The sequence below is a fragment of the bacterium genome, assembly GCA_024226335.1.
Classification (GTDB): Bacteria; Myxococcota_A; UBA9160; order SZUA-336; family SZUA-336; genus JAAELY01.
Genome location: JAAELY010000492.1, coordinates 1 through 13487 on the forward strand (window position 1 = coordinate 1; position 13487 = coordinate 13487).

At 61.7% G+C, this 13487-nt stretch carries 12 protein-coding genes; 7 read left to right on the forward strand and 5 right to left on the reverse strand.

Annotated elements, in window-relative coordinates; genetic code table 11:
* Positions 1 to 136 precede the first annotated feature (136 nt).
* Together GY725_23690 and GY725_23695 are read right to left on the reverse strand one after the other, a co-directional pair.
* Entirely contained in the window at positions 137 to 1477 is a 1341-nt protein-coding gene (locus GY725_23690; GenBank protein MCP4007197.1) for an MFS transporter, read from the reverse strand.
* Positions 1477 to 2433: a glutathione S-transferase family protein gene (locus GY725_23695; GenBank protein ID MCP4007198.1), complete on the reverse strand. Its 957-nt coding sequence runs from the start codon at positions 2431 to 2433 to the stop codon at positions 1477 to 1479. Before GY725_23695 ends, GY725_23690 begins: the two co-directional genes overlap by 1 nt.
* Positions 2434 to 2501: 68 nt before the next feature.
* On the opposite strand from GY725_23695, the gene GY725_23700 reads away from it, so the two are divergent.
* Positions 2502 to 4691, forward strand: a complete 2190-nt coding sequence (locus GY725_23700; protein ID MCP4007199.1) for a carbohydrate binding family 9 domain-containing protein — start codon at positions 2502 to 2504, stop codon at positions 4689 to 4691.
* A gap of 34 nt (positions 4692 to 4725) precedes the next feature.
* On the opposite strand, the gene ettA is transcribed toward GY725_23700, so the two are convergent.
* Positions 4726 to 6381, reverse strand: a complete 1656-nt coding sequence (gene ettA, locus GY725_23705) for an energy-dependent translational throttle protein EttA (GenBank protein ID MCP4007200.1) — start codon at positions 6379 to 6381, stop codon at positions 4726 to 4728.
* 195 nt (positions 6382 to 6576) lie between these two features.
* On the opposite strand from ettA, the gene GY725_23710 reads away from it, so the two are divergent.
* A complete protein-coding gene (locus GY725_23710) occupies positions 6577 to 7851 on the forward strand; it encodes an HlyC/CorC family transporter (protein MCP4007201.1) in 1275 nt (424 codons plus the stop codon).
* 56 nt (positions 7852 to 7907) lie between these two features.
* On the opposite strand, the gene GY725_23715 is transcribed toward GY725_23710, so the two are convergent.
* Both GY725_23715 and GY725_23720 read right to left on the reverse strand, forming a co-directional pair.
* The gene (locus tag GY725_23715; protein ID MCP4007202.1) at positions 7908 to 8147 is read right to left on the reverse strand and encodes a hypothetical protein; all 240 of its coding nucleotides are present in this window, start codon (positions 8145 to 8147) and stop codon (positions 7908 to 7910) included.
* A 213-nt stretch (positions 8148 to 8360) separates the two neighbouring features.
* Positions 8361 to 9119, reverse strand: a complete 759-nt coding sequence (locus tag GY725_23720; GenBank protein MCP4007203.1) for a FliA/WhiG family RNA polymerase sigma factor — start codon at positions 9117 to 9119, stop codon at positions 8361 to 8363.
* A gap of 493 nt (positions 9120 to 9612) precedes the next feature.
* Here GY725_23720 and GY725_23725 point away from each other — a divergent pair, with 493 nt between their 5' ends.
* The 5 genes from GY725_23725 to GY725_23745 all read left to right on the forward strand — a co-directional run bounded on the left by GY725_23725 (position 9613) and on the right by GY725_23745 (position 13187).
* Positions 9613 to 10254, forward strand: coding sequence for a hypothetical protein (locus GY725_23725; protein MCP4007204.1), 642 nt, complete (start codon positions 9613 to 9615; stop codon positions 10252 to 10254).
* A gap of 309 nt (positions 10255 to 10563) precedes the next feature.
* Positions 10564 to 10932: a DUF4389 domain-containing protein gene (locus tag GY725_23730; protein ID MCP4007205.1), complete on the forward strand. Its 369-nt coding sequence runs from the start codon at positions 10564 to 10566 to the stop codon at positions 10930 to 10932.
* Positions 10933 to 11044: 112 nt separating this feature from the next.
* Complete coding sequence (locus tag GY725_23735; GenBank protein ID MCP4007206.1) at positions 11045 to 11449, forward strand: hypothetical protein; 405 nt, start codon at positions 11045 to 11047, stop codon at positions 11447 to 11449.
* Between the two features lie 604 nt (positions 11450 to 12053).
* On the forward strand, positions 12054 to 12299 hold the full coding sequence (gene acpP, locus GY725_23740) for an acyl carrier protein (protein MCP4007207.1): 246 nt from the start codon (positions 12054 to 12056) through the stop codon (positions 12297 to 12299).
* A 162-nt stretch (positions 12300 to 12461) separates the two neighbouring features.
* Positions 12462 to 13187 (forward strand): hypothetical protein, encoded by a 726-nt coding sequence (locus GY725_23745; protein MCP4007208.1) that lies wholly within the window; start codon positions 12462 to 12464, stop codon positions 13185 to 13187.
* The last annotated feature ends 300 nt before the right edge of the window (positions 13188 to 13487 follow it).

Below are 13487 nucleotides of genomic sequence, written 5' to 3' on the forward strand. Positions count from 1 at the left end.
GCTGCGAAGCGCGATGCATCCGCCTGCGCTGCGTCGCGCGACCCTCTGCAGATCTACGGATCTGCGATCGGATCACGCTTCTTGCTCAGGCGGCGACTCCCGCTTCTCGCTCGATTCCTCCCTGTGCAGAGATTCCCTAGAGGTCCCGGGCCAGCAGGTCCTCGCGCAGCGTTCGGGCTCCGAGGAAGAAGTGCACGGCCGCCCAGACGTGCATCACGATCAGAACCGTGATGAGCGAGTAGCGCACGGCTCCAGTCCCATAGGAGGCGAAGACCGTGTCATTCATGACCCCGACCGCCTGCGGCCCCAGACCCATGCCGATCATATTGATGATGAACAGCAGAATCGCAGAGGCGACGGCGCGCATGCGCAGTTTCGACAGGGTCTGCACCATCGAGAAGGTCGGTCCCAGCCACATCGCACCCATGATCGCGGATGGGGCGAAGCCCGCGAGCAGTCCGAAGACCGGGTCGGGCGACAGCAGAAACAGAAGTGCGAAGGGCAGGCCGATCAGCGACGCAAGCGCGGGAAGCCACAGATACCAGCGTTCGTCGGCGGCCCCGCGTCGATCGCTGAGGTACCCGCCGACGAATGCACCGAGCGCACCGAACACGCCCGTCAGGGGACCCAGCCAGCTCCCGACTTCACCGGTGCCCATGCCGTGCACGCGGATCAGGAAAGCGGGACCCCAGGTCGACATGCCGTAGCCCGAAAACGCCGTCAATGCGGCGGCGATCGACAGGTGGCGGAAGGAGGGCATTTCCCAGAGGAACGCAAAGACCTCCTTCACGCTCGGCATCTTTTCAATTGCAGCCGCTGCACCCGCGTTGGAAGCCGTTGCCTCGGAGTAGCCGCGCGGAGGTTCGCGAACGGTCAAGCGCAGGACGATCGCGAGCAGGATGCCCGGAGCACCGACCACGAAGAATGCCCAGCGCCAGCCGAAGAACTCATTGATCCAGCCACCGATCAGGAACCCGAACAGGACCCCGAAATGAATGCCCGATGCGTAGATCGCAAGCGCGGTCGCGCGTCGTTCCGGGGGGAAGTAGTCCGCGATCAGTGAATGTGAAGGCGGGCTTCCCGCCGCTTCACCTACGCCGACGCCGATGCGCGCGAGCGCCATCTGCCAGAACTGGCTCGGCAATCCCGACAGCGTCGTGAACAGGCTCCACAGAGTCAGCCCGATTGCGATCACGGAACGCCGAACCCAGCGATCGGCGAGCCGCGCGATCGGGATACCCGCGATCGAGTAGAAAGCGGCAAACGCGATGCCCGTGAGAAACCCCATCGCCGTATCGCTGACGCCGAGATCCTTCTTGATCGGTTCCAACAGGATGTTGAGGATCTGCCGATCGATGAAGTTGAACACGTACACCACGAAGAGCACGCCCAGCACGTAGTTGGCGTAGCCGGGAGTAATCTCCGGTTCGCCCGGATCGGGGGCCTTGTCGGGTGATGCTTCGGTTCGGGACGTCATCAATTCCCGGAGAGTCGCGCGCGATCGTGGGGGCGCGAAAAGTCGATCTTCGGTCCCTTGGGGATCAATCCGCCGAGCACCTGCGAGTAGTAGATGGCCTTGATGTGCTCGAAATCCACCGTGCCCGCGACGCGCGGCCACTGGTAGAGGTCGCGCGTATAAGGCCAGAGATGAGTGTAGTCGAAGATGTGTCGCATATTGGTGCGGAACACCGAATAGTAGGCGAGGTCGAACCGAATCAGCGTAGAGAAGAGTCGCCAATCGGATTCGGTGATGCGATCGCCAAAAAGGAAGCGTCGCGTTCGCAGGCGTTCGTTCAGATCGTCCAGAGTCGCGAAGAGCGTGTCGTACGCTTCTTCGTAGGCCTCCTGGCTCGCAGCGAAACCGCAGCGGTAGACGCCGTTGTTCACATTCGTGTAGATCGTCTCGTTGAGCGCGTCGATTTCGTCGCGCAGATCTTCCGGATAGAAGTCCAGGCTTGCATCACCCCAGGCGTCGAATTCACAATTGAAGATGCGCATGATGTCCGCAGACTCGTTGTTGACGATTGTGCCTAGCTTCTTGTCCCAGAGCACCGGCACCGTGACTCGCCCGGTGAAGTCGGGCCTGGCGGCCGTGTAGATCTGGTGTAGATGCCGAGCACCCAGCACCGGATCGGGAATGCAGCCTGGACCCTCTGCGAAGTGCCAGCCTTCGGCTCCCTTTCCCGGCGCGGTCGCCGAAAGCGAAATCACGTCTTCGAGCTTCTTGAGGCTTCGATACAAGAGAGCCCGGTAGGCCCAGGGGCAGCCGCGATTGACGTACAGGTGGTAGCGGCCCGGTTCCGCCGGAAAGCGGGAGGAGCCGTCGGCCCGTACGAAGTCGCGGAACGGGCTCTGCGGCCGCACGAAGCGCCCGGTCGAATCACTGCGGCGGGCTTCATCGCTCCGCCAGACACCCTCTACGAGAAAACCCAATACGCGACCTCCCACGCGCGATCATACAGGTTGGAGCCTCGGGGATGCAGGCGTGTTAGCCTGCGCGGGTGGGTTGGCAGCTGATACGGATTCTTCTGTACGGGTTCTGTATCTGGACCGGGGCGTTCGGGAGCGCCACTCCTGTTTCTGCTGACGATACCGCGCGGGTAAGGGCCGAGCGCATCGATGTGGCGCCGGTCATCGATGGAGTTCTGGACGACGCGGCCTGGCAGTCCGCAGCCCGGATCACTCGTTTCACCGAGGTCGAACCTAGCGAGGGCGCGGTTCCCGCGGAGCGGACCGAGATCTGGGTGATGTACGACGCGACGACGTTGTACATCGGCATGCGCGCATACGACCCGGACCCGAGCGCGCTGATCGCCAAGCAGATGACGCATGACGCCAGCATGGTGTCCGACGACCGCATCAATCTGAACTTCGACACCTTTCTCGACGATCGCAATGGCTACTTCTTCCAGGTGAATCCGATCGGCACGCGATCCGAGGCACTGATCGAGAACAACGAGAACTTTCGTCGCGAGTGGGACACGATCTGGTACGCGGACGCGGCGATCGACGATCAGGGCTGGACGGCCGAGTTCGCGATTCCCTTCCAGAGCGTCAATTTCGCCCCGGGGGGGTCTACCTGGGGTTTCGAAGCCGAACGCATCATGCGGCGCAAGAACGTGAAGTCGCGCTGGGCGAACTACTCGCACAACCGCAGCGTGACCGACATCGCCGGAATCGGTCGTATCGATGGCTTGAACGATATCAAGGGCACGGGCTTCGATCTGAAGCCCAGCTTCTCGGGTACCTATGTACGCGATCGCGTGGGTCGCGACTCAGATCGACTCGGTCGACCGGGGCTCGATGTGTTCTACCGTTTCAATCCAGCGATCACCGGTTCGTTGACATTGAACACCGACTTTTCTGATGCTCCCGTCGATGAGCGCCAGACGAATCTGACCCGGTTTGCGCTGTTCTTTCCCGAAACGCGCGACTTCTTTCTTCAGGACAGCTCCATCTTCCAGTTCGCCGGGCTGCAAAACGAGAACGGTCTGCCGTTCTTCTCGAGGCGCATCGGAATCCTGAGCGGACGGGTGCTCGATATCGACGCGGGTCTGAAGTTCACGGGACGCTCGGGTCCACTGAACTTCGGCGTTCTGCACACGATGACCGAACGAAAGGGTTCACAGGACGAAACTCGTCTGAGTGTAGGGCGCCTTCAGCTCAACGTGGGTCAGGAATCGACCGTCGGTTTGATCGCGACAGAAGGCGATCCCGCCGGCGTGATCAGCAACAATCTGATCGGTGCGGACTTCCGCTACCGAGACAGCAGTTTTGCTGGAAGCCACATCCTGAAGGCCGACTTCTGGTTCCAACGCAGCCAATCCAGCCACACGAGTGGTCGTGAAGCAGCGTTTGGCGCGAAGCTCGAGTATCCGAACGACCGTATCAGAGGGGTTCTGTCATTCTCCGAGTTTCAGGAGAATTTCAATCCGACCCTCGGTTTCGTGAATCAGGTCGGTATTCGCCAGTACTACAACGAGTTCCGTTATCGCTGGCGTCCCCGCGGTCATGTGTTGCGTACGATCGATACCGGCTTCGTCGCGTCGATCGTGACCGACCGGGATGCGAATCGACTGGGGAGCAGTGAAGTCACCCTGAAGCCGCTGGAAATCGCGAACCACGCGGGTGACAAGCTCAGTCTCAGCTTCATCGCGGCGCAGGAACATATCGACACTGCGTTTCAGCTCAGCGCCGATTCACTGGTTCTACCCGGCGACTACCGCTTCGAGCAATTCAGCATCAAGCTCGACACCGCGAACTCGCGTCCCGTCCGCCTCATCCTGGAATCGCGCTGGGGTGAGTTCTACGACGGTCGCATCGTGCGCACGGATGCGACCGTGGAACTGCGTCCTTCGTCCCGTCTGTTCCTGAGCCTCTTTGTTCAGCAGAACGACGCCCGACTCGGCGTGCGCTTCGACGGTAGCACCCGATTCAAGGGTGACTTCACGCAACGCCTGGTGCGCATGGACCTGAACGTGGGCATCACCGCCGACCTGTCGTGGACCAATCGCATCCAGTACGACAACATTTCGGATTCCATCGGACTCAACAGCCGAGTGCGCTGGGAGATCGAATCGGGCAATGAGTTCTTCCTGGTCTGGAACCAGGGCTGGGTCGCCGACGCGAATCGGGTCGCTCCAACCGCCACCCAGGCCACCGCGAAGATCGGCTGGACCTACCGCTACTGACCCCCACGCGAAATCCCAAAAGGGATATTCGAAACTAGTTCCGCTCGAGTCGCTTGAACTTCATGCGGTGAGGTTGCTCGGCATCGGCTCCCTTGCGCCGCCGCAGGTCTTCTTCGTACTCGCCGTAGTTTCCTTCGAAGAATTCCACGTGGCTATCGCCTTCGAAGGCCAGGATATGGGTGGCGATCCGGTCCAGGAACCAGCGATCGTGCGAGATCACGACTGCACAGCCCGAGAAACCCAATAGCGCCTCTTCCAGTGCCCGCAGAGTGTCGACGTCGAGGTCATTGGTCGGCTCGTCCAACAAGAGCACGTTCCCGCCCGAACGCAGTACATGAGCGAGGTGCAAGCGGTTGCGTTCACCTCCGGACAGCATGTTCACACGTTTCTGTTGGTCACTGCCCTTGAAACCGAAGGACGAAACGTAGGCGCGACTGGGAATCTCACGCTCACCGACTCGAATGCGTTCCTCGCCCTCGCTCACTGCTTCCCAGACGGTCTTCTCGCCATCGAGATCGGAGCGAGCCTGGTCGACGTACGCGGGCACCGCGGTTTCTCCCAGGCGGATGGTTCCGTCGTCGGCTTTCTCCTCAGCGACGAGCAGGCGAAACAACGTGGTCTTGCCCGCGCCGTTTCCGCCGATCACGCCGACGATCCCGGCCGGAGGAAGTGAGAAGCTCAAGTCGTCGATCAGAAGCGTCTCCCCGTAGCCCTTCTTCAAATTCTTGGCCTCGATCACGACATTGCCCAGTCTCGGACCGGGCGGGATTGCGATCTCTACCGACTCGGGGGCTCGCTTCTCCTCTAGCGCTCGCAGATCATCGTAGGACTTGAGCCGCGCCTTGCCTTTCGCCTGACGCGCTCGGGGTGTCATGCGGATCCAGTCGAGTTCGCGTTCCAGCGTGCGCTGCCGCGCGCTCTGCTTTTTCTCCTCGGCCACCAGTCGAGCTTGTTTCTGTTCGAGCCAGCCCGAGTAATTTCCCTTGTAGGGGATGCCGCGACCGCGATCGAGTTCCAGAATCCATCCGGCCACGTTGTCGAGGAAGTAGCGATCGTGAGTGACTGCGACGACGGTACCGGGATATTCCGCCAGAAAGCGCTCGAGCCAGCCGACCGATTCCGCATCCAGGTGATTTGTGGGTTCGTCGAGCAGAAGCAGATCGGGTTTCTGGAGGAGCAGGCGGCACAAAGCGACCCGCCGCTTCTCTCCACCCGAAAGCTTGGATACGTCAGCCTCACCCGGAGGAAGCCGCAACGCGTCCATGGCGATTTCGAGCGCTCGGTCCAGTTCCCAGGCATTCACCGCATCGATCTGATCCTGCAGTTTCGCCTGTTCGTCCAGCAGGCTTTGCATCGCGTCGTCTTCCATGGGTTCGGCGAACTTCTCGCTGATCGCGTCAAAACGGAGCAGTAGAGAACGGGTCTCTGCGACGCCCTCCTCGACGTTGCCTCGCACGTCCTTGCTCTCGTCCAGCTCCGGTTCCTGCGCCAGGTAACCCACGCGCACGCCTTCTCCCGGTTTCGCCTCGCCCACGAACTCGGAATCCACCCCCGCCATGATGCGCAAGAGGGTGCTCTTTCCGGCCCCGTTGTGTCCCAGCACGCCGATCTTGGCGCCGGGCAGGAAAGCGAGGGTGATGCCGTCGAGCAGTACGCGCTCGGGCGGAACGACTTTCCGCAGGTCTTCCATGGTGTAGACGAACTCGGGCAATGCGGGACCTCCTGGGGATCGGCGGGAATTGGGCGGGGGAGTATAGCGACGCTCCGCCCGAGTGACCCTGATGGCGGATCTGGCACCTGTTGCCGGGGGCTACTCGAATCCAGTTCTCGGTCCGGCGTTTTCTGGTCTAGAATTCAGCTGGGTCAACCGTTTCGCGGAGGTTCATTGGATCCGTTCGTAGCCGTTCTGGTGATTATCGTCTGCCTCGTCGCATCGGCATTCTTTTCAGGTAGCGAGACGGCCTTGCTGCGCCTGCGCGCGCACGAGATCGAAGAAGACGTTCGGGAGGCTCGCGGTCCCGCCGCGGTCGCCGTGCGCGATCTGCTGGCCTCCACATCGCGCCTGCTCGTCACGATCCTGCTTGGCAACAATCTGGTGAACATCCTCGGATCGGCCACGGCCTCGGGCCTGGCGATCCACTATCTGGGTTCGCGGGACGGCATCCTGGTGGCGACCGTGGTCATGACGATCCTGCTCCTCGTGTCCTCGGAGATCATTCCCAAGGCTCTGGCCGCCGCGCATCCGCGGCGCATCTCCTACGCGGTGGCCCTGCCGCTCTACCTGTTTCACGCCGCGCTCTGGCCGCTGCATCGACTCTTCGACCGCGTGATCGAACCGCTCGTACTTCGCATCGGAGGAAGTGAGGGCGGCGAATCCCCGACCACGGCTGAAGAGGTCCTGCGCATGGCCCGTGAAGCGCACTCGGGTCGGCACGAAGGCGAACCCCTGGTGATCATGGGCGCCGCAGCCGGCGCGGCAGAGATGACCGTCGAGGAGATCATGGTGGAGCGCACGCAGATCGTGGCGTTCCCGATCGACATCCCGCCCAAGCAGCTACTGGAAAGCGTGCTCGCCGAAGGCTACACGCGCGTTCCTCTGTACGAGGATACGATCGACCAGATCCACGGGACCGTGCACCTCAAGGACCTCGTCAAGCTATGCGGCGAGAACGGCAATGCCGATCTGCTCTCGATCCTGAAGCCGATCCTGCGAGTACCCGAGCGCAAAAAGATCCTGATTTTGCTGGCCGACATGCAACGCGTATTCGTGCACGTGGCAATCGTGAAGGACGAGTTCGGGGTGACCATGGGCATGGTCACCCAGGAAGACATCCTGGAAGAGATCGTCGGCGAAATCCGCGACGAGTTCGATCGCGACGAGCTATTGACGATCCGAGAGTTGCCCGACGGAAGCCACCAGGCGCTCGGACGCATCAAGGTGCTGGACTTCAACCGCGAAACCGGTTCGGACGTACCAGCCGAGAAGGGCGATACGCTCAGCGGTCTGGTCTTCAATGAACTCGGCCGCGCACCGCGCAAGGGCGACATCGTACGCGTGCCCGGTTACGAGTTCGGCGTGGCCGACGTCTCGGGAACACGCATCACTCGTCTGCGCGTGAAACGCTGCGCCAAGTCAGCCGAGGCGACGGAGACGTCGTAAAGCCGAGGCTAGCCCGCGTTCTCGCCAGGCTGCTCAATCAACGGCGTCGCGTTCGCTCAGATGTCTTCGTCCTCGTCGACTTCCTTCACCACGATCGGGTGAGGGGCGTAGTCGGGACCCCCCGTCCAGCCGGGGATCTTCTCGGCCTCGGCCAGCCAGGAATGAGCGATCGATTCCTCGACCACTACGTCGTTGTTGTCAAAGGCCTCCAGGATGCTCTCCCAGAGGTCCTGACCGCCGCTTTTCCACCATCCCTTGGCGGGGTTCTCGAAATCGATTGCAAGGCGTACGAACATGCTTGTGTTAATACTCGCCGTTCGGCCCTTCTTTCAACCCGATATTCGTGGTCCGAAGAATGGGCCTGAGTTCAGGGAACTCGAATCGAGGATTTTCGGCAACTCCGGGAGGCTCATATTGGAAGCCTCGCTGCTGCGCCGGTAGGTCGATCGAGCCGCCCCCATTCTTCGGACCACGAACTATCTCGACCGAGAGCCGTGGTCGGTTTCGAATCAGTTGAGCAGGCTCAGGCGCATGCGGGAGCGCAGTCGCGAGACCGCCTTCGAGTGGATCTGGCAGACCCTGGATTCAGTGATGCCCAGGATCGAACCGATTTCCTTCAGGTTCAGGTCCTCGTAGTAGTAGAGCGAGATCACCAGACGCTCTTTCTCGGGCAGACTGTCTATGCCCTTGGCCAGTGACTGCGTGAGTTCTCTCGAACGCAGAGAAGCAAACGGGTCTTCCGCATTCACGTCTTCGAGGTTGCCGCTCGGCAACGGCTGGTCGGAGTCATTGGAGCCGCGCAGGTCGTCCATGTTGACGATGGAGATACCGCGCGTCTGGTTGACCATGACGTGTAACTCGTCGAGGTTGATGCCCAGCGAGCCAGCGATCTCGTCGTCGGTCGCGGGGCGGCCCAGACGCTGCTCGATCTGATTGCAGGCTGTCTCGAGTTGGCGGCTCTTCTGGCGCACCGAGCGGGGAACCCAGTCGAGGGACCGCAACTGATCGAGAATGGCGCCGCGGATGCGGAATTCGGCGTACGTCTTGAACTTGCAGTCCTTGGTCGGGTCGTACTTGTCGACCGCATCCATGAGACCGATCACACCGGTGTTGTGCAGGTCGTCCAGGTCCACATGCGACGGGAGTCGCACCGCGATCCTGCTGACGATGTAGCTGATCAACGAAGTGTGTTCTACGACGATCTGTTCCTTGAGGTCGTGGGGGATGCGGCCATGCTCTTGCCAGGCCTCCCGGATCAGGGTCTCCATCAAATAGCCTCCGAGTGTTTCAGCAATTCGGTCCAGCTGCGTGCCCTCGGATGTGCAAGCCGAATGCCCAACACTGCGGAGTGAATCGGCCGCCTCCGCCAGAGCATCGGACCGCCGCGCGAACGGCTCGAAAACGCTGAGGAAGTCGGCGTTGGCGGCGAACGTCCGCGGGGAGGAGCGGACGATGCCGGGGGGCGTACACCCCGCAAATCTCGTCAGTTTTTTGGCGCTCGTTCCCGCCAACCGCTGGAATCCTGACAAGCGAAGAGCTGTGGTGCGAAGAATAGGTCCGGGCCTGGTGAGTCGGTTTGAGCCAGGCGCGACGCCTGCAGCGTCTCTCTCGGAGTTGCTCGAAGTTCTCGATTCGAACCTTTTTCCGTCAGACCCATTCTCTGCACCACGCCCGGGTCAATTGTGCGGCGCTCCCGTCCGATAGGTACCGACATGTCTGCCGGTGTGGGGGGCCCGGTGCGGATGTCGGGATGGGTCGCCCATGGCGCGCTTTTCGCTGGCGGTGCTCTTGCTTGCGCTGGCCTACGTGGCGGGACCGCAGTTGGTTTCGATTCGCGACACCACTTCGGTGGGTCCGGGCAATCCCGGAATGCGCGAGTTGCCGGTCAGTTTCCAGGCATCTTCCGGCCTGGAGGTACCGCTCCAGGAGCCGGCCACTGACATGGCGGCGTTCTCACACCTTGGGGCCAGGCTGGTGCCCCGAGCGGTCTACCACATCGAAGCTCGAGTCATGTCGCACGAGCGCTACTACTGGGATCCGAGCGCCGATCTTTCGCCTGTCGACCTGCTGCTCGGTTGGGGTCCGATGATGGACGAGCGGTTCGCGAGTCGCTTCGACTTCAGCCAGAGTGGCCGTTTCGGCTACTGGCAATGGCACGAAGCACTGCCGATCCCCGAAAAGCGCGTCCACGATTCGCTGAGCAATGTGCACATCATCCCGGCAAGTGACGAAGTCGATGCCGCGATCAAGGACGTTGGCGCCGGCGAGCTCGTGCGCATTTCCGGGCTTCTGGTTGATGCCTACAAGCCGGACGGTTTCGTCTGGAAGACTTCGACCCGACGGACCGATCGAGGTGCCGGGGCCTGCGAAATCCTGTTCGCGACCCGCGTCGACCGCTTCTGACCCTGGCCGTGGTGCGAAGAATGGGTCTGGGTTCGAGGGGCTCAGATCGAGGCTTTCGGGCAACTCCCCGAAGCGCAATTCGGCCTTCTCGTCCCGGCTCCGACGCCTCGACGGGGCCGAACCCATTCTTTGGACCACAACCCTTTTTTTGCCGCAGTAAACGGGCGACACTGTCCGGGCGCCGCGGCGCCACGGCCGGTCCTCCGGCTGCTGACGCCGTCTGGAGCCCCTGGCATGGGCGATGCAGTCCACAGGCGACACAGCCAAGCCTCTTTCGTTTGAGGCTGGCGAAATCAGGAGGACCCCCGCATGAGCACCGAGTACGGCGTCAGAGGAGGCGAGGTTCGGGAAGAGACGATGGGTGATGAGGTCGATTTCGACTCCGGTGAGATCGATCGCGTCGATACCGTCGTACGAATCTTCTACACCCTGCTCTTTATCCTGGGGCTGGGCGTGCTTCGGGGGGGCATCTACGTGCTGGTCGCGTTCCAGCTCGGCTATACGTTGATCACTCAAGCTCCGCCCAACGAGCGCATCGGAGAAGTTTCAAACCGACTCGTGGCCTACTACTACCGCGTGCTCCGTTACCTGACGCACAACGATGCGATCAAGCCGTTTCCGTTCACCGACTTCCCGGAGCCCGTCGAGCCGTCCCGACCCCAAATCCAGGATTACTAGCCAGACCCCACCGGCTCACTAGGCACTGCGGAAAGAAGTGCGGCTAGCCGAGGGCGAGGCTCGCCCGGAGTGGGTCGCGCAGACTCCCGGTTCGAGCGCGTAGAATGCCCGTGTGCTCAGTCGCGGATTTGCAAAATACCTGGTGCTGCAGATTCCCGAGGGAATCGTCGCCGGACTGTTGATCTTCTGGGCGCAGGCCTGGCTGGAGTGGCCACTGTGGAGCGCATTCCTGGCTCTGGGATTGTGGATTGGCAAGGATCTGGCGATGTACCCGTTCGTGCGAAAGGTCTTCGAGGAAGATCTGGTTGCCCGCGCGGGCGTCGGTCTGCTGATCGGCCAGAGTGCGATCACCGAAGACGAACTTGCTCCCTCGGGTTACGTGCGCGTGAAGGGTGAGTTGTGGCGCGCAGAGGTACACGTCGGATCCGGGCAGATTTCTCGCGGTGAGCGCGTCAAGGTGTGTGAGGTCCGTGGCCTGACTCTGGTCGTAAAGGCGCTGGTGGAGGCGACGGACTGACGTCGGCCGCCTCTACTCACCTGCTGAGCCACTCAGATTTCCGCGGGACGCGGCTCTCTTCGAAGATCGGTGAATCGCCGCTCGTTGAAGCTCGTTGCTCCGCGACAGTGCTTACGGGAGCTGGTTCTGCGAACACGAGTCCGACTAACGTGACGAGCACGCCGAAAACGCCGATCACGACGGAGATTCGCGGATTGGGTTCGATCCAGATCTCTCGGGACGGTGTCCAGCTGAAATATTTCATGGCTCTACCTCGGCGGACCTCTCCCGCCGAGAGGCCGAAGGATCATTGAGGGAGGAAAGAAAAACCTCTCCGGCCGAACTCGGCGGGAGAGGTTTTTGAAAACAAACGTCTCGGCGCCGTCAGTCGGCGAAATCCGAGAGGACCCATCCCGCGGCGGGTGTGGAAACTCCGCCCGTGCGCTTCCCCTGTGAGGATTCGAGCTGCGAGAGCTCGAACTCAAAGGTTTTCGCGTGATCGAGGTTTCCGGTTCTCATGACGACAGGAAAATAGCGGAGCCGACCGCCTAACGCCAATTGCCAGTTCGCATCCAGGCCAATCCGCATTCAAGTCCCGGGGCTCAGAAGTCGTTACATGGCGACGATGGAATCCGTCCGGAAAAAGATTCAGCATGTCGTCGCTCGGAAACTCAACCTCGATCCCGGTCAGTTGATCCCGGAGTCGAACTTTGCTCTCGATCTGGGGGCCGATTCTCTGGATCTGGTGCAGCTGGTGATGGCGATCGAGGCGGCGTTTGACATCGATGTCCCCGACAGTGACTTCGCCGAGCTGCAGACCATGAATGACGTGACGCAGTACGTATTGAAGCGTGGGGAACTCTTCGCCTGATCTTCCGCGAGGTGCCGCATAGCGACATACGGGGACACCCGTGTCGGCTGCCTCGGTCAGCTGCGATTGGGCCGCTTCGCGAAGTTTCGCAGCTCGATGTGCCGATAGTGCCCGAAGGACTACTTCCCGGGACGCGACGCTCTGGCGCAGGCGAGGACAAACTTGGATCGGCGACCCTCATTTCCCAGCACCAGTCTGAGACGGCGCTATGAGCGCTCCTCCGGGCTGAACCTGCGCCAGCAGATGGGCGAGTGCGTCGACTACCTGCAAAATCCCGAAGTGTTGGTCGCAGAGTTTGTCGATTCGTACTGCGCCGTCGAGGCCTATTGCGCGGATGACGAGATGGTCTTCCGGCCCGCTGATCCCGCGACGAGCCCCGAGATGACGGTGCTCGATCGGCCTCCTTATACGTTTCGCTGTCTGGCCTGGGAGTTCTCTCCCCTGGCTCCGCCCAAGGGTTCCGAGAATCGACCCGGACTCGACTACGCGGGCCTGATCACGGGTCCGCACCCCGCGCCGGTTCTGGGCGCCGTGCAGTCGGTCCTGGATCCCACACCCTATCTCGTGCTGCTGCGCATGCTCAGTTGCGTGGCGGAACTCGCTCCGGTCGAGCGTCTGAAGATGGCCGATACGCAACTCTTCAAGGGCGCGCTCGGAGAAGCGCCCGCCTTCGACCTTCATCTGGTCCTCTCGGCCTGTCAGCCCGATCGCGAGCATCTCGCACTCGGGGAATTGACCCGAGACCTGGCGGACGTGTTTTTCGAACGCATCGCCGATGAGTGGCAGTTTCCCGACGTACTGCGCCACGCCATCGGCCTGCGGCGCAGCGGTCCCAACCCCGATGCGCCGCTGCACGTCGACTGGTTGATCGAAGCGCTGCCGCTCTAGAGGCCCGGCTAAAAACTCCGCCGTCGCACCGAGGTCGTGGCTGTGCCTCTCTGTCGAGGCGTGCGATTGAGGCGTAGCCGTAACTACGGCGCAGGGAGTGCAACGCTGGCAGAGAGGTGCAGACTCGACCGAATGCAGGTGGGGTCTTCGGCCGGGCCTCTAGGGAATCTCTGCACAGGGAGGAATCGAGCGAGAAGCGGGAGTCGCCGCCTGAGCAAGAAGCGTGATCCGATCGCAGATCCGTAGATCTGCAGAGGTTCGCGCGACGCAGCGCAGGCGGATGCATCGCGCTTCGCAGCC

Bases quoted from the DNA above. Each gene is read 5' to 3' on its own strand.
- GY725_23690 (MCP4007197.1), bottom strand. From the start codon at position 1,477: ATGACGTCCCGAACCGAAGCATCACCCGACAAGGCCCCCGATCCGGGC.
- ettA (MCP4007200.1), bottom strand. From the start codon at position 6,381: ATGGAAGACCTGCGGAAAGTCGTTCCGCCCGAGCGCGTACTGCTCGAC.
- GY725_23715 (MCP4007202.1), bottom strand. From the start codon at position 8,147: ATGTTCGTACGCCTTGCAATCGATTTCGAGAACCCCGCCAAGGGATGG.
- GY725_23720 (MCP4007203.1), bottom strand. From the start codon at position 9,119: ATGGAGACCCTGATCCGGGAGGCCTGGCAAGAGCATGGCCGCATCCCC.
- GY725_23725 (MCP4007204.1), top strand. From the start codon at position 9,613: ATGGCGCGCTTTTCGCTGGCGGTGCTCTTGCTTGCGCTGGCCTACGTG.
- GY725_23730 (MCP4007205.1), top strand. From the start codon at position 10,564: ATGAGCACCGAGTACGGCGTCAGAGGAGGCGAGGTTCGGGAAGAGACG.
- acpP (MCP4007207.1), top strand. From the start codon at position 12,054: ATGGAATCCGTCCGGAAAAAGATTCAGCATGTCGTCGCTCGGAAACTC.